Origin of the sequence: Actinoplanes sp. NPDC048988 (assembly GCF_043197815.1) — a bacterium.
Lineage (GTDB): Bacteria > Actinomycetota > Actinomycetes > Mycobacteriales > Micromonosporaceae > Actinoplanes.
Genome location: NZ_JBICTW010000017.1, coordinates 48,872 through 66,652 on the forward strand (window position 1 = coordinate 48,872; position 17,781 = coordinate 66,652).

14 protein-coding genes, 1 tRNA gene and 1 pseudogene are annotated in these 17,781 nt (G+C 64.9%); 8 read left to right on the forward strand and 8 right to left on the reverse strand.

Going from position 1 to position 17,781, the window contains the following annotated elements; translation table 11 throughout:
* Positions 1 to 9: 9 nt before the first annotated feature.
* Both ACGFJ7_RS37145 and ACGFJ7_RS37150 read left to right on the forward strand, forming a co-directional pair.
* On the forward strand, positions 10 to 798 hold the full coding sequence (locus tag ACGFJ7_RS37145) for an SDR family oxidoreductase (RefSeq protein WP_392646634.1): 789 nt from the start codon (positions 10 to 12) through the stop codon (positions 796 to 798).
* A 178-nt stretch (positions 799 to 976) separates the two neighbouring features.
* Positions 977 to 1,903 (forward strand): alpha/beta hydrolase, encoded by a 927-nt coding sequence (locus ACGFJ7_RS37150; RefSeq protein WP_392646636.1) that lies wholly within the window; start codon positions 977 to 979, stop codon positions 1,901 to 1,903.
* Positions 1,904 to 2,039: 136 nt separating this feature from the next.
* Here ACGFJ7_RS37150 and ACGFJ7_RS37155 read toward each other — a convergent pair whose 3' ends face one another.
* On the reverse strand, positions 2,040 to 2,657 hold the full coding sequence (locus ACGFJ7_RS37155) for a TetR/AcrR family transcriptional regulator (RefSeq protein ID WP_392646638.1): 618 nt from the start codon (positions 2,655 to 2,657) through the stop codon (positions 2,040 to 2,042).
* A 156-nt stretch (positions 2,658 to 2,813) separates the two neighbouring features.
* Here ACGFJ7_RS37155 and ACGFJ7_RS37160 point away from each other — a divergent pair, with 156 nt between their 5' ends.
* On the forward strand, positions 2,814 to 3,677 hold the full coding sequence (locus ACGFJ7_RS37160) for an SDR family oxidoreductase (RefSeq protein WP_392646793.1): 864 nt from the start codon (positions 2,814 to 2,816) through the stop codon (positions 3,675 to 3,677).
* Positions 3,678 to 3,900: 223 nt separating this feature from the next.
* Here the strand turns inward: ACGFJ7_RS37160 and ACGFJ7_RS37165 are convergent, their stop codons facing one another.
* From ACGFJ7_RS37165 to ACGFJ7_RS37175, 3 genes are all read right to left on the reverse strand, one after another.
* Positions 3,901 to 4,299: a DUF4345 domain-containing protein gene (locus ACGFJ7_RS37165; protein WP_360247604.1), complete on the reverse strand. Its 399-nt coding sequence runs from the start codon at positions 4,297 to 4,299 to the stop codon at positions 3,901 to 3,903.
* A 208-nt stretch (positions 4,300 to 4,507) separates the two neighbouring features.
* Positions 4,508 to 4,630 carry a hypothetical protein gene (locus ACGFJ7_RS37170; RefSeq protein ID WP_360247602.1) on the reverse strand — a complete coding sequence of 41 codons (123 nt, stop codon included), beginning with the start codon at positions 4,628 to 4,630 and terminating at the stop codon, positions 4,508 to 4,510.
* A gap of 90 nt (positions 4,631 to 4,720) precedes the next feature.
* A tRNA-Arg gene (locus ACGFJ7_RS37175) sits at positions 4,721 to 4,794 on the reverse strand.
* Positions 4,795 to 5,258: 464 nt separating this feature from the next.
* Here ACGFJ7_RS37175 and ACGFJ7_RS37180 point away from each other — a divergent pair.
* Positions 5,259 to 5,948 carry a hypothetical protein gene (locus tag ACGFJ7_RS37180; RefSeq protein WP_392646640.1) on the forward strand — a complete coding sequence of 230 codons (690 nt, stop codon included), beginning with the start codon at positions 5,259 to 5,261 and terminating at the stop codon, positions 5,946 to 5,948.
* Positions 5,949 to 6,281: 333 nt separating this feature from the next.
* Here ACGFJ7_RS37180 and ACGFJ7_RS37185 read toward each other — a convergent pair whose 3' ends face one another.
* A complete protein-coding gene (locus ACGFJ7_RS37185; RefSeq protein WP_392646642.1) occupies positions 6,282 to 9,263 on the reverse strand; it encodes an Eco57I restriction-modification methylase domain-containing protein in 2,982 nt (993 codons plus the stop codon).
* 345 nt (positions 9,264 to 9,608) lie between these two features.
* On the opposite strand from ACGFJ7_RS37185, the gene ACGFJ7_RS37190 reads away from it, so the two are divergent.
* Positions 9,609 to 10,973 carry an Eco57I restriction-modification methylase domain-containing protein gene (locus ACGFJ7_RS37190; protein ID WP_392646644.1) on the forward strand — a complete coding sequence of 455 codons (1,365 nt, stop codon included), beginning with the start codon at positions 9,609 to 9,611 and terminating at the stop codon, positions 10,971 to 10,973.
* 138 nt (positions 10,974 to 11,111) lie between these two features.
* Here ACGFJ7_RS37190 and ACGFJ7_RS37195 read toward each other — a convergent pair whose 3' ends face one another.
* The 3 genes and pseudogenes from ACGFJ7_RS37195 to ACGFJ7_RS37205 form a co-directional block, all read right to left on the reverse strand.
* A complete protein-coding gene (locus ACGFJ7_RS37195) occupies positions 11,112 to 12,167 on the reverse strand; it encodes a beta family protein (RefSeq protein WP_392646646.1) in 1,056 nt (351 codons plus the stop codon).
* Between the two features lie 227 nt (positions 12,168 to 12,394).
* A complete protein-coding gene (locus ACGFJ7_RS37200) occupies positions 12,395 to 13,090 on the reverse strand; it encodes a replication-relaxation family protein (RefSeq protein ID WP_392646795.1) in 696 nt (231 codons plus the stop codon).
* Positions 12,991 to 13,221, reverse strand: a pseudogene (locus ACGFJ7_RS37205) (replication-relaxation family protein); the annotation flags it as partial. The pseudogene ACGFJ7_RS37205 and the gene ACGFJ7_RS37200, both read right to left, overlap by 100 nt.
* Before the next feature lie 1,001 nt (positions 13,222 to 14,222).
* Between ACGFJ7_RS37205 and ACGFJ7_RS37210 the strand changes: the two are divergent.
* The 3 genes from ACGFJ7_RS37210 to ACGFJ7_RS37220 all read left to right on the forward strand — a co-directional run bounded on the left by ACGFJ7_RS37210 (position 14,223) and on the right by ACGFJ7_RS37220 (position 17,780).
* Positions 14,223 to 14,516, forward strand: coding sequence for a hypothetical protein (locus ACGFJ7_RS37210; RefSeq protein WP_392646648.1), 294 nt, complete (start codon positions 14,223 to 14,225; stop codon positions 14,514 to 14,516).
* The gene (locus tag ACGFJ7_RS37215) at positions 14,513 to 15,970 is read left to right on the forward strand and encodes a tyrosine-type recombinase/integrase (protein ID WP_392646650.1); all 1,458 of its coding nucleotides are present in this window, start codon (positions 14,513 to 14,515) and stop codon (positions 15,968 to 15,970) included. The genes ACGFJ7_RS37210 and ACGFJ7_RS37215 overlap by 4 nt, the downstream gene beginning before the upstream one ends.
* A 268-nt stretch (positions 15,971 to 16,238) precedes the next feature.
* A complete protein-coding gene (locus ACGFJ7_RS37220; RefSeq protein WP_392646652.1) occupies positions 16,239 to 17,780 on the forward strand; it encodes a helix-turn-helix domain-containing protein in 1,542 nt (513 codons plus the stop codon).
* The last annotated feature ends 1 nt before the right edge of the window (position 17,781 follow it).

Sequence of the window (17,781 nt, forward strand, 5' to 3'; positions counted from 1 at the left end):
AGAGGAAGAATGACCAGCAAAGAACGTGACCGCCTCGACGGCCGCCACGCGCTCGTTACGGGCGGGTCGAAGGGTTCGGGCAAGGCCGTCGTCTCCCGCCTGCGGGAGATGGGCGCCGACGTGTGGACCACGGCCCGCACGATGCCCGACGGGTACGACCGCCCCGACCGGTTCATCGAGGCAGACACGTCGACCGTCGAGGGTGCGCAGCTCGTGGCGGCACGCATCGCCGAGGCCGTCGGCGCGCTCGACATCCTCGTGCACGTCGTCGGGGGCGCCTCGACGCCGTCCGGCGGGTTCGCGGTCATCACCGAAGAGCAGTGGCTGACCGAACTGAACCTGAACTTCCTGGGTGCGGTGCGGCTCGACCGAGCCCTCCTGCCGGCGATGGCCGGGGCCGGGTCGGGTGTGGTGCTGCACTTCACCTCTATCCAGCGGGAACTACCGCAGTACGACGCGTCGCTGGCGTACGCGTCAGCCAAGGCAGCGCTGCGTACGTACAGCAAGGGCATCGCCAACGAGCTCGCACCCCGCGGCGTGCGGGTCAACGCGATCAGCCCCGGTGGCATCGAGACCGAGGCGTACGAGCGGTTCGTGGACCGGATCGCCGAGGGCAACGGGCTCACCCGCGAAGCCGCCAAGCAAACGATCTACGACTCCCTCGGCGGGGTTCCCCTGGGGCGATTCGCCCAGCCCGAGGAGATCGCCGACCTGGTCGGGTTCCTGGTGTCGGACCGCGCCTCGGCCATCGTGGGCGCCGAGTACGTCATCGACGGCGGCACGGTCCCGACCGTATGAGCCAACGGCGGGGCGGCCTCAAGAAGATCGTGGCCGCCCCGCCCGGACCACCCGAAGAAACACCCGATAAGTCACCGACGACGAGGAACCCCATGACCACTCACGTCACCGCACCGGCCGCCGTCCAGCCGGTTGGACCGCCGCCTCCCTTCGATCCCGAACTCGCCCTGTCCTGGACGTGCTGACCAGCATCCGACCTCCTGACGCGTACCGCCCGGACACCATCGTCGAGATGCGCCGGGCCGTCCCCGGTGTACCCACCCCGACCGACGACGTCCTGTCGCGCGACGGCGCTTACCTCGTACGCGAGAGGACCGTGCCCGGTCCGGACGGGGACCCGGACGTCGCGCTACTCGCCTGCCTCCCACGACATGCGCGCACGCCGGTGCCGGCCATCTACTTCATCCACGGCGGCGGGATGATCGTCGGCAACAACCGGTTCGGCCTTCCAGAGGTGCTGGACTTGGCTGAACCGCTGGGCATGGCGGTGGTCTCGGTCGAGTACCGGCTCGCGCCGGAAACTCCCCACCCGGGTCCCGTCGAGGACAGTTACGCCGGTCTCCGCCGGCTGTCGGAGCCCGCCGACGAGCTCGACGTCGATCCTGGCCGCATCGTCGTCGCCGGCATGAGCGCCGGCGGCGGACTGGCCGCAGCTGTCGCCCTCATGGCCCGTGACCGTGGGGGCCCGACGATCGCGGGACAGTTGCTCCCGAGCCCCATGCTCGACGACCGCAACGACTCACCCTCGGCGCGCCAGATGCGCGGCGCCGGCATTTGGGACAACCGCTCCAACGAGACCGGCTGGAACGCGCTCCTCGGCGAGGCCGTGCGCGGAGGGCCGGAGGTGTCCCCGTACGCCGCGCCGGCCCGCGCCGAGGACCTGTCCGGCCTGCCACCCACCTTCATCGACGTCGGCTCAGCCGAGACGTTCCGGGACGAGGACGTCGCCTTCGCGAGCCGCCTGTGGCAGGCCGGCGGCCGCGGCGAGTTGCACGTCGGGCCCGGCGGTTTCCACGGGTTCGACGTCGTGGCACCCTCCGCCGCGGTCTCCCGGGACGCGATCGCTGCCCGCGCGGCGTGGCTGCACCGCCAGCTGGGCAGGTGAATGGACGGTGCAGACTTCGTGGCACCCTGCTGTCAGGGGGCGGCCCTGCGATTCGCCGACGCGGCCGGGAGCATAGGCCCGGCGACCGGCAAGACCTGCTTCGCCGCCTGGTGGCGAAGGGAATTCGCCGGGTCCGTCAGCGGCGTACCGCTGGGAGCAGCACGCCGTCGATGACTGCGGCCAGGAACTCTCGGTCGAACGGTTTGCGCTGGATCATGGCCCGATAGGCCGCCATGGAAGGCAGGATCGCGGCCAGCGTATCGACGTCGGCGGCCGGGTCGATCTCGCCCCGGCCGATGGCCCGGCGCAGCAGTACGCGGTTTGCCTCGGTCCAGGGCTCGACGATCGCGTTGTTGGCCGCGTCGGCCAGCCCGAGATCCTGGCTGAGTATGGAGGCCAGACCCGCCATGACCGCGAACTGGCGCTCGGCGTCAGAGGGCAAGGTCGGGCGGAACAACGCCAGAAGGTCGCCACGCAGGCTGCCGGTGTCGGCCGGCACGAGGCTGCCTTGCCGCCGCTGGAGCTGGGCCACTGCCTCGAGGACCAGCTCGGACTTCGACGGCCAGCGCCGGTAGAAGGTCGCCTTGCCGGCCCGGGCCCGCGCCGCGACCGCGTTCATCGTCATGCCCGCGTAGCCGACCTCGGCCAGGACGTCCAGCGCGACTTCCAGGATCGCCTCGTCGCGGTCGTGATCGCGCTTGCGGCCCGGCCGCCGGCGCTCGGTGTCCGGGTCACTGGTGTTGTTCGCGGCCATGCGCTCTCCCTGTCGTGATGTGCCCGCCATTGTGACAAACGATACCGACCAGTTCCGGTACCCAGCGGTTTCGATATCCTTGCGAGCGGTATCTGGAAGACGAACGCGGGCCGGTCCGCGGCCCGCACGGACACCAGGAGCACAACAGTGACGATCATGATCACCGGCGCGACCGGAACCGTCGGCGGCAAGACCCTCCGGCTCCTGCGGGAGGCCGGCGCCGAGGTACGGGCCGTCGCCCGCCGCCAGGACCAGGTCGACCGGTTCGCCCAGCAGGGCATCGACGCGGCGCGGGCCGACCTCGACGACGTCGACGCGCTGACCCGAGCGTTCGACGGCGCCGACCAGGTGATGCTGCTCGCCGCGGCCCGCCCGTCGCAGGCACCGCACGGCGCCAACGTCGTCCGGGCGGCCCAGCGGGCAGGCGTCAGAGCCATCGTGCAGATCTCAGCGTCGGACGCGACGGCGACGTCACCCATCCCCTGGGCGCAGGCCAACTGGCACACCGAGCAGTACGTCAAACTGTCCGGGCTGGAGTGGACGATCCTGCGCCCGTCGGCGTACATGGACAACCTGGCACAGTCCGCCGCCGCCATCACACGTGGCTTCTATCCCCAGACCACCGGCTCGGGCGCCATCGCCTGGACCGACACGCAGGACGTGGCCCGGGTGGCCTCGACCGTCCTGCGAGCCGGCCGGCACACCGGGCAGACCTCGCTGATCACCGGACCCGACCTGCTCACCTCGGCCCAGGTCGCTGCGACCTTCTCCAGCGTTCTCGGCCGCCCGGTGCGCTACGTGCCCCTGCCGAGCCGGGTCTTCGCCGCGGCCGTACGGCTGGGCGGCGCTGACGCCTGGATGGCCGAGGGCCTGCGACAGCAGTTCGCCCGCGTGATGCGCCTGCGGCTTGACCACGTCGACGCCCGCACCGACGACGTACAGCGCATCACAGGCCACCCGGCGACCTCCCTCGCCGCGTGGATCGAGGCCCACCGGGACCACTTCGACCGGCGCCGGTGACGTCCGTCCGCGGCGTGCCGGTCATCCAAACGCCGGGCGGAGGTTGGTGAGGCTGACGTACCCGGGGGAGGCTCGCGACACCATGGCCGAGTTACCACCCGTTCTCCTCGGCCGGAGAGCATCGCCGACCTGCCTTGAGGCTGCCGCCGAAGTTCGCCATGGTCGATCTCCGGCGGCCGCGGATGCAGCCCGATGCGGACGGGCCTGCGGTTCAAATCGGAGGCTAGGTGATCTGAGGCCGAACCATCGGGTACGCGCGGCGATGCCAGACCAGCAGCACGGGGATCACCAACAGCTCGACGGCCATCGACACGCGGAACGGCACCGGCGGCAGCCCGGTCAGAATGACGCCCAGCAACCGGGCCACGCCACCGAGCACCATGACGCCGAGCAGTGCCCGGGTCACGGCGGCCCGCCGCCGTGGCGCGCGCAACGACCACCAGAGCAGCACACCCGCCGCTGTCCACCACACTCCCAGAAAACGGTATTCGCTGTCGAAGTAAGCAGTGCCACTCGTGTCGTCGGGGCTGAAGCTCAAGCCTCCTACGACCGCGGTCACCCCAGTGACTATCGGGATGGCGCCCAGCACAGCCACCAGGATGAGCAGAATCCTTCGGTTCATGATCTCAATGATGGTCGACCGCGGGAATGCGCAACGCGACCCGTTGGCTGTTCGGTGGCCGGGAACGCTGGCGCCTTCCCCCAATGCGGCAACGAGGAGATTCTCAACGTCGTCCCGACCGACATCGCCCGGCAATGACTGTGGGCTTTCTCAGCCCGGAGGATGGCGGCTCATGTGCCCGAAGCCCGGGCACGTGAGCCTGCGTCACTCAGCCGGCGTTGAAGGCCTTGTCGACGATCAGCGTGTCCTCGTAGAGGTTCAGCCGGACGATCTGACCGTTCTCGACTGTCAGATGGATCGCCGCCGGGGTGGTGAACCACCCACCGATCACCCTGCTTCCACAATATGGGAAAGTCAGTCAATATTTGGGAAGAAAAAGGCCGTGATCCTTGTTTGCGCAGGTCACGGCCTTGATACTTTGTGCGCCCGAAGGGACTCGAGCCCCTAACCTTCTGATCCGTAGTCAGACGCCTAGTGGTCACGAGTGAAGCCCGCCACCCTTCGGACTCAAGACCGTACCGAAGGCAATCTACCAGGTCAGAGCGCCTTTGCGTTTCCGCTGATGGGGGCCGAGTGGTTGTTTCAGGCGCCTCATAGATAGATGGCCGCAATTCGAGCGTGCTGATTTAGTCGCGCCCGTGCTGAAACCGTCGCCGACATCCGATCACCACCCGATCACCACGCGAGGCCATCACCCTGCGTAGAACCCGTTCCCATCGGTGCTGCTCCGAGCGAAGGACCAATCCCCTGCCATCGAGGTTACTGCGTCGTGGCGCCTGCCGTAGCGACATGCGATCACCTGCGGATCGCCATCCTTCACACCGTCGATGTCCACCATTGCGCGCCGTCTGGCCAGCCGATCAGCCAAACCTGCTCTGCCGTCCCTTGATCATCTTTCTGTCCGGGTGCAACCTGGACATCCAGCGCGCGACCGCGCGATACACCGATAGGAGTTCTCGTTGACCCGCACAGCGCGTGCCGCTGTTTCACTGTCCATGGCCCTGGCCGTCGTCGCCTCCGGTCTGGTCTTCTCCGCCGCGCCCGCCTCCGCGGCCAAGGTCAAGCCGACGATCAACGCCGCTGAGGTGACCAAGGCAGGCGCTCCGATCAGAATCGTCGGAAAGGCCGGCAAGGGAGCCACGGTGACCATCAAGTTCAACGGCAAGGCGGTGAAGAAGACCAAGGCCAACAAGTCCGGCCGGTACTCAACCACCGTGAAGGCCACCAAGGGCGGGAAATTCACGGCCACCGCGAGTGGGCGCACCAGCGAGGCCGACGCAGTCAAGGTCTACGTGAACAAGCGGCGTTCCGAGACCCTCTACACCGTGCGCGACGGCGGCGTCGGGACCTTCAGGTCCAAGACGGTGACGTTCCGCAAGGGCGCTTCGATCACCGTGAAGGCCACGACGCATGACAGGGCCTGCACGGACTCGGCTCCGTTGATCGACCCGTGTTTCGAGTACGGCTACGCCACCGTGGCGATTCTGGCTGATCTCACTTCCGCGATGACCGGCGACGACAAGTACTACGACACCGAGACCTTCGAGGTGTACGAGACGAGCCGAGGCACCGTCGAGGTCTACTCCATCAACGCGGAGCAGTGGACCGCCTCTGCCGTGCAGTCCTGGACCGCCCGCGTTTACGTCTGATCGCAACAACACGACGATGTCCTTTAAAGCTGGTCAAAATTTCCTTGACTGCGTCACTCATGACCCATGGGCTGGCTATGCGCCGCTCGAAATAGCGCAACGTGAGATGTCGTGATTGTGAAGCGGGCGGAAGCACGTTCCCCAACCCCTGGTCCACACCCGACAACACCTGACGACAGCAACCGTGGAGCGCCCGTTGCGCGGAGACGTGCACGGCGGGTTCGGCGAGCGGCCTGGAGAAACGGACCAGCGGCAACGCGGCACCGCGCTCCAGGCCGACTCAACTAGCGCGGCGACGGCATGCGATCATTCATCGATCATCCGAAATCTGAGCTACTCACCAAGGAACGCCAGCTGGGTAGGATCGAGGCCGTAAGCCACGCTGATGAGACGTTGGGTCTCGGCGATTAGGGCGGCTCTTCTGCCTCGCAGCGATTCGAGCAGCCTCGCGTCACTCTCAGTGCGCAGCCTCAGCTCGAGCGATTGAGCCTCAACGACGGCCGCAGTAATTTCTTGGATATCGCCGCTCGTCATAGGCGGAATAGGGACCGGCTCAAGCGTCGCGCGCCGATGAACCACGTAGGCCCCACGGTACTCCTTGCTTCGCGCAGCGATATACGCATCGACGGCGGGATGTGAGAGCAGAGCAATAACAACCTCGACCGTCAGCGGGCATTCCGACGCAGGCCTAAGCAGCGTGTAGGGGCCCCCATCTCCCCCACCAGGCGTCACTAGCCTTGACCGATCTGGCACATACTGTGGGACTACCGACAAGGTTCTATTTATGATCTTCGGTGCGTCGAGAACCGTCAGCGACTGGCTTCGGCCATAAGCCCAGAAAGATTCGCCAGGATCCGGCGAAACCGACCGCTTCCGCAATCTAGCTTCATTAGCCTCAAAATATCGGAGAGCGTTCGGATAATTCGACTGAAGGTCGGCGTATGTCAGCAGCCGAGCAGCACCTCGCTTTTTCCCCGGAGCAGGTAGAGTAATTTCATATGGGAAGAGCACCATATGGTCTGGATCCGGTTCTGCACCGAACGGTGAGAGTCGCACGTCCCGCACCGCCGCTCTTAGGATGCCTCTTTCGATTTCCCAAGTCTCGCCGTTCGCATCCCTAAGCGTTATTAAGGATGAGCTCTGATCACTGCGAACAACTTTCAAGTAGTAGACATCATCCGCAGACGTCTGCACTCCGACGAATATTTTAACCCAACCGTCATCTCCTAACCGGGCTACAGCCGACTTTTCCATAGCAGAGAACACCCGAATTGCATCGGCGGAAGCCATCGCCCACGGCGCCCCAGTGAGCTCCGCCCGCTCAACAAGAGTCGCCTCCGCACTTGAAGGGTCACTTAAGAACTCGACAGCATTGCCGACGGGGACAAGCTTGGCAGGTGACGACTGTTCCCCACCGCTCGCAACAATCAGGCAGGTGTAAGTGCTGCGACCGGGGAATATCTGATTAGAGCCGAAATGCACCAGCCGTAGTAGCCGCGGTCCTAGCAACTCACGAACCGGCGACGCCGACGGTGACGTCAGTAGGCTGCTTTTGATGATTAGGGCTAGCATGCCGTCGGAAGCCAGGATCGTTAGGCACTTCTCGATGAAAAGCATGTAAACATCGAAGCTGCCGGTTGCCGACTTGAAGCCTGACCGAGGATTCTGGAAGTACGATAACTGTGCCGGCATGTATTCGCTCAGTACCTGAATTCGAATGTATGGCGGATTTCCAACGATGCAACTGAAACCGCCCTCACTCATCACCGTTGGGAAAGCCGCATGCCAATCGAACGGTAGGACCTCCGCACGAGTTTCCGGAATCTTCGCCAGGCTTGGCAAGATGCGGTCGAAATCGAGACCAACAAGGGAGTTTCCTGTCTGCACGTTTCGACTTAGGTCGGGCAGGATATTGCGCTCATTCTGCACATCGACATGCTCGCCATCAAGTACAACGAGCAAAAGGCTTAGTCGGGCAACCTCGACGGCTTCGCCATCTATATCAACACCAAAGATATGGTTTCGTGCCATTTCGGCTCGCCGACGGAGGCCAACCGGCTCACCATCTTGCTCAGCCGCAGCAATCAAGCGTTGTAACGCACGGACTAGGAAGACCCCACTGCCACATGCGGGATCAAGCACGGTGATGTCTGCCGACTGTTCTTCCTCCGACGACATCTTGGGCACCAAGCTTGCCTCTAGCAATGCATCCACCACCGCCATCGGGGTTGGGACGACACCGCCGGCATGAGTGAACTCCGGCTTTTCTATCACCGCAACACGACGATCGGGATATAGAACGATGCGTTCGGCGAGGTACTGCTCGTATACAGCGCTTAGCGTTTGCGGCTCGATTAGGGCGTAAGCGAACTTGCTCTGTGGCCAGTAGAGTTGCAGCACGACATCTCGCAACGCTGCGCTGGCCACTTTAGTGGTCCGAAGGACAGAGAAGAGTCCAGCGTTAAAGGTACGATCCGCGCGCTCAAACTCAGCTATTAGAAGTTCGTTGTTGGCAGAGTTCAGTAGATTCTTATAGCGCTCAATGTCACGATCTTCGCAAACTCGCAGGAATATCAAGGCGTTTAGTACCCGTTGTGTCCGTCGGCCAATCTCAGCCGCACCAAGCTCCGGGTTCTCGTCCGCCACGTTTTGAGCGAGAAGCAAGCGCCACCGTCGAAAATGCTCAAGGAAGGTCTTGTCAAACGGTGACTGTCCACGCGGAGGCTCTTTGTAGTTATAAACCTCATAGAAGCGATCACTTCCTACGAATTGATAGGATAGCCTCTCCCATAATTCGTCAAAACGATCGACATACTGGTCCCAGGAGTAGCGACACCCAGGGATGATAGCTACGTCCGCGCCTTCTTGCTCCTCCACCGGATTAAGGCAATCGTAAACGATTGTTTCCGAGAAGTTGCTTAGGACGGCTGCTGGTCGTTGCAGCGTGAACCCGTAAGACCTGGTTTGATGAGCCGACTGAGGGGAGGCGGACAACTTAATCGAGGGCTTCTTCGCCTCCCAGGGGATTCGATCATGCCCATTTACACGCAGTCGGTAGTCCGGCCGGCCGTTGCTTCCATCCCCTGCCAAGGACTGTTCAACTACGACGTCTCGCGCTTCCTGCAACTTGCCATCTTGGTTGTATACGTCCCAGCCGAGTATCTGTAGCATCTTGTCCAGGAAGTCAAGCCGTACCTGCGCCTCCGAGTAAGTCGAACCAGGTGTCTCGATCTGCACGGCATGTGTCCGGTAAGTCTCGACAAGGCGAGCCATCTCGGCGCGCGCCTGCTCGCGCGAGAGTCGCTGAAAGGTCATGCCGATCACCGTACGGATGAAGGTGGCCTGCCGGTAGTACGGGACACGCTGGCGCGGCGCACGGTGTACACCACACCAAGACAGCGGATATCGTGCCCTGTGCCTAGATTTCCAGGGAAGATCCAGCCAGATGCCGACAAACTGCGCGGTGGCTACTACACGCCCGACGCGCTAGCCGAAGCTGTCGCATCGTGGGTGGCGGGGGCTGGCTCACGGCTCCTCGAGCCCTCCTGCGGGGACGGACAGATTCTCGGGCAGTTGGTGCAGTCTGCCGGCCCTGACCACGTCCTCGGTGTAGAGTTACTTCCGGATGAGGCTCAGGCCGCCCGCCGGCACGGCGCTCCCGTGATCACTTCCGACTTCTTCGAGTGGTTCACGTCAGATCACCACGGAATCTTCGATGGGGCTGCTGGCAATCCCCCCTTCATCCGGTTCGGCAACTGGCGAGAAGAAGAGCGCGAGCCTGCATTGGACTTGATGCGGCAGCAAGGCCTGCCCACGAGCCGCCTTACCAATGCGTGGTTGCCCTTCGTCGTTGCATCCCTCCTTGCTGTTCGCCAGGGTGGACGCGTAGGACTCGTGCTACCAGCGGAGCTACTTCAGGTAGGTTACGCCGCGCCGCTTCGTTCTTATCTCGTTGATAATTGTAGTGAAATTAGTATTGTCGGCTTTCGGAAGCTAATTTTTCCAGGGATTCTGCAAGAGGTCGTTCTGCTGTTGGCTGAGCGCGGTCCGGGGCCCGCGGTGATACGCACCCTGGAAGTTGATGATGCCGCCGGGCTCAAGCAGCTCGATCTATCCTCGACCTCCGCCGTTCGTGCCGCGCTACACGACGGAGAGAAGTGGTCGAAATACTTCCTACTCCCTGAGCAAGTCGAAGCAGTACGCGCGCTCCGGTCTGACGAGCGCATGTCTCCATTAGGTCAATGGGCTTCGGTGGATGTCGGCGTAGTCACCGGGCGCAATAGCTTTTTCACCATGACGGCAGAGGAGGCCGACGCGAGGGGAATAGCAGACCTCACTATCCCTCTAGTATCGCGGAGTCAGCAGCTCACCGGCGTTCGCGTCACCAATGATGACTTGGATGGACTACGAGGAACGGCTGCTAGAACTAGGCTTCTGTCTGTCCCTGCGGAGGTCACTCCACAAACGCATCCAGGGCTACGTGCCCACGTCGAAGAAGGCGAGCGCGAAGAAGTTCATCTTGGCTACAAATGCCGCATTCGTCGACAGTGGTGGCGAGTGCCGTCCGTCTCAGTACCGGATGGCTTCCTCCTGCGGCAGATTCACCTTTACCCGCGCCTTGTATCCAACGAAGCAGGTGCTACGAGCACTGACACCGTGCACCGCGTCCGTATGCGCACAGACTCAGCATCGCCGGCCCAACTTTCCGTTGCAGCGCTCAATAGCGCAACCTTTGCCGCCACAGAGGTGGTCGGAAGAAGTTACGGCGGCGGGCTCCTTGAACTAGAGCCGAACGAGGCAGAGCTTCTGCCTATTCCAGATCCGACTTTGATCGCACCGGCATTGATTGAGAAGGTCGACGAGCTGTTGCGCGACAATCGACTGGAGGAGGCGGTTCAGCTTGTTGACCAACAGGTGCTTGTTGAGACTCTGCAATTTTCAGCGAATGAGGTGGCTCAGATCCGGTCCGCGTGGATCCGTCTTCGAGACCGGCGCGCAGCGCGAGGTCGTTCCACTCGCAAATGAGGCGGTATAGATGAATTGGTGTGTGCGTGCGGATTCAAGATCAGGTGATGGTCCGCACGCGCGCACCATAATCCGCATTTTGGGCGGCCATCGACGAGCGGCGACGGGTGTGATCGGCGTGATGCAGGGTCGGAGGAGTCAGCCGCCGAAATCGTCGTGCGAATCTTCGAGCATCTTCACCACGTGGGTCAGGTGGTGTGCCGTACCCCAGGCTCGCCATCCTGCCGCGTTGCCGGGGCCGCCGACCATGGCAGCTCGTTGCGCGATCTCGGCATCACCCCAGGAGTATGCGGCGCCTTCTGCCGGCCAGTGATCCGCCGCCACCAGCGATGCGCAGAGGTCGTACATGCCCCTATGGCCGTTGCCGTCTCGCGCCCATCGATATATCCACCACACGTCCTCGTCGGTGTACCGAAGGTTCGGAGGCGGCGGCCATCCCTTGACGTTCATCTTGGGATGGGCGATGCCGTAGTCCCCGAAGACGATGTCAGGTTCTTGGAGGCGCCTCCAGAGAGCCAGGTCGCGTCTGGGGATGGGGGTCGCGATGTTGTACGGAAGGTCGCTGAGTGAGTCCGGCATCGCCCCTGAAGCCACCGTGATGGATTCCCACGGATAGCGCCGCGCCCAGACCAGGCACTTCCGTGCCAGCGCTTCGACTCTACCGATCTCGCGTTCGGAGCGAATGTCGAAGAAGTCAAGAACGAGTGCTGACTTCTCGATGGTCGTCCCCGCTCGCTGGCAGAGCTTGGCCAGCGACACTTCGGCTTCATCTTCATCCGGATCGGCGATGTGACCGCCGAGCCGGATGACAACCTGCCCATCATGCATCTCCGCAGCCTGCCGAGCCTCCGCCAACCGGCGCTCGGAGTCGTTGAGATGGAGAACCGGCCGGATGGGGACGCACCAGTCGGCGAAATCGTCGGCGATGGTTTGCAGCGGTCCTCGCCAGGCTCCGTCCGGGTCGTCCAGGTAGCGAGCGTCGACCGCCGCGCCCATGCCCCGTGGCATGACGTCACGGGCCTTCTCGGCGAAGCTGTGGGCGTCCTTGATCGGATCCCCGCTCGTGGGCGGCACTTCGAAGATCGGCATGATCTTCGCTGCCAGCGCTTCTGGCAGATGGTCGATGGCTTTGAGTTCACCTTCCCGGCCCTTGAGTATGGGCATGTAGACCACGGCGCACCCTTCGCTGGCCATCCACGCTTGTCACTCAATGGTGCACCCTAAGTAGTGATGCAACAACAGCAGTGCTCGCGGTGTAGCGCGGATGGTAGGTACTACACGACCAGCAGCCCCCGATAGCGGTGGTCGTCGCCCGTGTTGGCTGCCGCCGGATCGGCTTTGGGCGCCCTACTCGCATATGGAGGTGTCGGGACTGCTGCGATCCAACCGCGCCAGAGCCCTGACCCGGCGAGCGTTCCTGATCAGAGACCTGACAGCCGACAGCGCTCACTCGGTCCACCGCTGGTCCAGATCTGGCAGGCGGGACAGGCCGAGTCTTCGCGAGTGCCCGTGGCGACGCGCAACAGGTCGGGTAGGTCTCTGAAGCGCTGCCGGAGGTTGCGTTCCCGGGCGGCGGAGTGCAGCCAGAACAGGACCGGCCAGGACCGGCCGAGAGTGGCGAAGAGCCTCGCGTATCCGACGACCTTGGCCGTCAGGACACCCAGTGGTTCGGTGCCGGTGTCGTACTCGAGGAAGAACGGCACCTCGCGGCCGTCCTCGACCCATAGCCCGTACCCGTCTGGGCGTACCGATGGCTCGTACGCGCGGAGCAGCGCCGGGTCGTCGTCGGTGACGAAGGTGCCGGCTCGTTGGCAGACGACTTCGGGCAGCCACTGCTGGAGTTCAGCGCCAGGGTGGGTGCGCGCGTGGCTGGCGAGGTCGGTGAAGAACTGGTTGACGCCGAGCCGGTGGTCGAGAGTGCGGGTGGAGGTCCAGCGGCGGCGCTCGAGGCGGGCATGGTCGCGGCGCGGCGGCCGTTCGTCGCGGGCCGCGGCGACGACCTCAGCGCCGAGCTGGTCGATAAGCCAGTGGTACGGATACGAGCCGCCGTCCGCGCGCTGCGGCCGGAGCGGGCGATCAGACGCAGTTGGTAGAGGGTGCGCAACCGTCGCTGGCAGAAGTCCAGCGACGGGAACAGGGCCCTGGCCACCTGGGGTGTGGTGAATACGCCGTGGTCGTAGAGCCAGCCCAGCAGGATCCGGTCGCGGGCGGTGAGCTGGGACTGCACACGCAGGACAGGATCATCCATGCCGTACCCCCGGGGAGACCCGGACGATTGCAGGGTCTGTCGGTGCACAAACCCTCGGCGGTGACAGGCTGCCTGACCTGGGCTGTGGGGCGGAGGCGGGGGCCGGTTTCGGGGTCCGGTTGAAGACTGACGTCAACACTGACGTCAAGGCTGACAGCCGTTCTGACGGTCGAACCGTCTTCGGTGACGAGTACGAGAACTGCAACAGAGATCTCCTCGATCTTCGAGAGGTACGGGAAGCGGTGGCAGCCGTCTGGCCCTGCCTTCCGCGCCCCGTCAGGCCGGGCCTGGTGCCGACGAGAGCCGGCGGGCACAGGGCGCGCAGGGGTAAAGCCGCGCGCCGTCGTCTCCGCTGATGGCCCGCTGGGCAGGGTGACTTCGACCGGTGTCACCCAGCCCGCAGCAGGGTGGTCTTGCCGGCGCCGTTGGGGCCGACCACCCCGATCCGGTCGCCGGGCCGCGGCGCAGGCGACCGTATGACCGTCGGATACCGGCGCGTCCACGTCCCGGCCGGGCTCCCTCGGCGCGGCACATACCGGCGACGCCAAAGCTCAAAACGGGGTTTGTCAGCTCAGACGAACACTCATCGATCTGACAGGTTTCTGACGCGCCGCCGAGGATCTCTGACAGTGCAGGTCAGCAGGCATCCCGGCCAGATTCGGCACGACGCCCCCAGCAAGGTCGACCGGACTGTCAGTCGGTTGCACACAACCGACTGACAGCACGTCTCGCAAGTCAATGAGCCTGCGCCGTCAGCCGCGAACTCTCGGGCCGATCAAGGCGCTGACCTGCACTGTCAGACTTTCGTCAGGCGCTGTCAGAACCTTGTTAGATCGATCAGTGTTCGCCGGGGCTGACAAGAGCCGGTTTGAGAGTGCCGGCGCATTCCTTCCGCGCCCGCGGGCGTCAAGAGAATGCGCCCGGTGTCGGCCCGTCTCTTGCGACAGGAGCACTCTCACCATGAACGCCACCCCGAACACCGCCCCCGGCACCGTGACGATGTGTGGACCGAGGACCGCATCCGCGCCCTGGGCGCCGTCACCGACCTGCCCACCGCCGCACGGATCTTCGGGCTCGGCCGGTCCCTGGCCTACGACCTCGCTCGCACCGACCGGTTCCCGGCGCCGGTCATCCGCGCCGGCACCCGCTACCGCGTCCCGATCGCCGGCATCCTCACCGCTCTCGGCCTCCCCGCCACCGGCGACTTGACCTTCTCGGCGCAGTCGAGCGTGGATCACCACGGCGCAATCAGAACGACCGCCGTCCACGACCACGCGACACAGGGAGAACCGTGATCAGCGAAGGATCCATCACCAAACGATGCGGCTGCAAAGACCCGGTCACCGGGAAACGACTCAACAGCGGCTGCCCGAAACTCCGTCGCTCCGGTGGTTTGTGGAGCACCACCCACGGCACCTGGGGCTACCAACTCGAACTCCCGACCGCACCACGGCAGACACGCCGGGTGCTACGCCGCAGTGGCTTCGACGACCGCGACACCACCCGCACCGAGCTCGACCACGCCCGCTCGCTGCTCGCCCTCGCCGGCGACGACACCGGCCTCGCCGTCCAGATCGGCGACATGCTCCAAGCCTGCAAGAACGGCATCGCGCTACCCAGCCTCGACACCGTCGCCGCCCGCGTGCACGCCGGGGTCCCCGCCAACGTGCCGACCACCACCGGCCAGTACCTCACCGAATGGCTCGCCGGGCGGCGCGGCCTGTCACCGAACACCCTCCTGTCGTACGGCGACCACATCCGCCGCCGGCTCATCCCGCACCTCGGCGACATCCCGCTGCAGAACTTGCGGACCAGCCACATCCAGGCCATGTTCACCGCCCTCGACCAGCGCAACGCCCAGATCCGCACCGCGCGGGCCAGCGACGACCCCGTCATACGCGCCACGGTTCGAGGGGTCCGGCCGATGGGCCCCACCAGCATGGTTCGGCTATACGCCACGCTGCGGGCGGCACTCAACGACGCCGTCCGCCGCTCCCGGCTCATCCCCCACAACCCGGCCCTGGGTATCGAACTCGAACCTGTTGCACGCCCGAAGGCACGCGTCTGGACGCCCAAGGCGGTCGAGCAGTGGAAGGCCACGGGACAGCGGCCCAGCCCGGTGATGGTGTGGCGACCCGAACAGGCCGGACAGTTCCTCGACTACGCCCAGAAGCACGACGCCGTGCTCTACCCACTGTTCGAGCTGATCCTGCACCGCGGTCTACGCCGGGGCGAGGCCATCGGCCTCCGCGACTTCGACGTCGACCTGGACGAGGCCTACCTCGGCGTCGTCCAGCAGATCACCTCCGTCGGCTACACCCCCGTCACCCGCGAACTGAAAAGCGACGCCGGAGACCGGATCATCCCCCTCGGGCCCACCACCGTCGCCGGGCTCACCGCCTACCTCGACATGCGCAACCGCTGGCAACAGGTCAGCGGCGACACCTGGCCGAACACCGGGCTGTTCTTCGTACGCCCCAACGGCCAGCCCTGGCACCCCCAAGCCATCAGCGGCCGCTTCGACTACCTCGTCAAAGCCAGCGGCCTACCACCGGTACGCCTGCACGACCTGCGCCACTGCGCCGCGACCTACCTACGTCACGGCGGCGCCGACATGAAAGAGATCCAGGAAGTCCTCGGCCACTCGACCATCGGACTCACCTCCGACACGTACACCTCCGTCATCCTCGACCTCCGCCGCCCCAACGCCGACGCCGCCGCCAACCTCATCCCCCGCGAAGCGGCATAGAAGTTCTGCTGGGCCGGGCCGTCGTAGTGACGTCCCGGCTTGGTGTAGGGAGGATCTGCCGGTCCTGGGGCCAGCCGCTGAGCCTCGCGATCGCGGGCCTCGGAGCCTTCCGTCCTCTACCGGTCCTGAACGTCCGGCATCTTGAAGGGTCACTCATTCGGGATGCCGGGCTATCAGACACGGCAAGATTCATTGCTCTTGATCAATAAATTGGACGGTATGATCCAACCTCTCGGCGGACAGCGAGGTCATCGAACGGAGGTGCCGTATGAACACGGTCGGCCGCCGATGCATTCGATGCAGGAAGCCGATCGCCGCTGATAATCCGGGCGGACACTGCTCCGCGTGTCGGCCGGCGGTGATGCAGCGCCTGCAGGGGCCGGGTCCGACAACCGCTTCCTTTTGGCGGCATGGCGATATCCAGGTCGCGGTAGCTGAGCGGCATATGGGCAGGATTATCGCCGCATACCGCCGCCACCCCGATCACGGTGTTCCTATCTCCCAGGAGATGATCGGCCGCTGGGCAGGAATGAGCCAGGCGCAGATCAGCCGGTATGAGACGGGTGGTCCTGACAAGCAGCTGGACCGACTCCAATTCTGGGCACGGCTCTTGGATATCCCGCCTGGGATGCTGTGGTTCTCGATGCCGCACGGCTACCAGGTGCCTGCCGCCGAAATGGCTGCCGCCATCGTGACAGGTGAGGAAGAACCGGACCTGGACGTCGATTCCCCGGTCGTCCGTGGCGGTCGGCCACCTACCTATCCCGCCGGCGTGAGCGCACAGCAGGTGCAACCGCTCCGGCCCAACAGTGCGGTACTCGGCGCGTTGACCTCGGTACGTGTGCAGCTCGACGAGGTGCTGGCCGCGTCCAGCGTGTCACCGCGCCAGATGGAACTGATCGAAGCATCGACGCGTGGTCACGTCCGCGATTACCCGGCCACTCCCCCCTCGGTCATGATCGAGCGGATCGCCGCCGAGTGCACCGAGGTCACCGCTTTGTCGCGGCGGCGCCAGCCGGCCGCGGTGCAGGCCCGCTTGTCCAGTTGCGCGGCGCTACTCGCGACGTTGTCCGCGGACGCGTTGATGCGGTTGGGCGAAACGCCGGATGCCCGGCTGTGGTACCGCACCGCGATGCTCGCAGCAGACGACAGCGAACGGCCCTCCCTGGGCGTACTCGTTCGCGCCCAGGCCGCCATGCTGCCGTACTACTTCGGCGACCCCCACGAAACGGTCGAACTCACCGACGAGGCGTTGGCGATGTCGGCCAAGCCCTGCCGTTCCACTGCCTTGGCGGCAGCCAGCCGGGCCCGTGCGCTGGCTCGCATCGGCGACACCGCCGCCGCTCGCGACGCGGTAAACAACGCACGAACACTCTTCGACGAGGTCGGCGGCGATAGCAGCGACGCCGCCTTCTGCTTCACCGACAAACGATTCCTCTTCTACCTCAGCGGCGCCGCCACCTGGATGGCGGATACCCGGACCGGCTACCGGCTCCAGGACGAAGCGCTCGAGCTCTACAGCACGAGTACCACCTGGTCCATCGATCCCTGCCTGATCCTGCTGGACCGAGCACGCTGCCTGATCCTGGACGGACGAGTCGGCGAGGCCGCGTCCGTAGCCCTGGAAGCGGTCGCCGGCCTTCCGGCCCCGCAGCGCACGGAGATCGTTCTGGCGCGAGCGCACGAGATCGTGACCGCGGTGCCAGCCGTCGACCGCCCCCGACCGATTGTCGAACTCGACGGCTATCTTCGTGAGTGCCGCCGACAGGCCCGATCGTTGGCGGGAGGGCGGAGCGCCATCAACGGCTAGG

What these genes read in the sequence shown, in the direction of transcription:
- ACGFJ7_RS37145 (WP_392646634.1), top strand. Translation starts at nt 10, where the DNA reads ATGACCAGCAAAGAACGTGACCGCCTCGACGGCCGCCACGCGCTCGTT.
- ACGFJ7_RS37155 (WP_392646638.1), bottom strand. Translation starts at nt 2,657, where the DNA reads ATGGCCGCGAACAACACCAGTGACCCGGACACCGAGCGCCGGCGGCCG.
- ACGFJ7_RS37160 (WP_392646793.1), top strand. Translation starts at nt 2,814, where the DNA reads ATGATCACCGGCGCGACCGGAACCGTCGGCGGCAAGACCCTCCGGCTC.
- ACGFJ7_RS37165 (WP_360247604.1), bottom strand. Translation starts at nt 4,299, where the DNA reads ATGAACCGAAGGATTCTGCTCATCCTGGTGGCTGTGCTGGGCGCCATC.
- ACGFJ7_RS37185 (WP_392646642.1), bottom strand. Translation starts at nt 9,263, where the DNA reads ATGACCTTTCAGCGACTCTCGCGCGAGCAGGCGCGCGCCGAGATGGCT.
- ACGFJ7_RS37195 (WP_392646646.1), bottom strand. Translation starts at nt 12,167, where the DNA reads ATGGCCAGCGAAGGGTGCGCCGTGGTCTACATGCCCATACTCAAGGGC.
- ACGFJ7_RS37220 (WP_392646652.1), top strand. Translation starts at nt 16,239, where the DNA reads ATGAACACGGTCGGCCGCCGATGCATTCGATGCAGGAAGCCGATCGCC.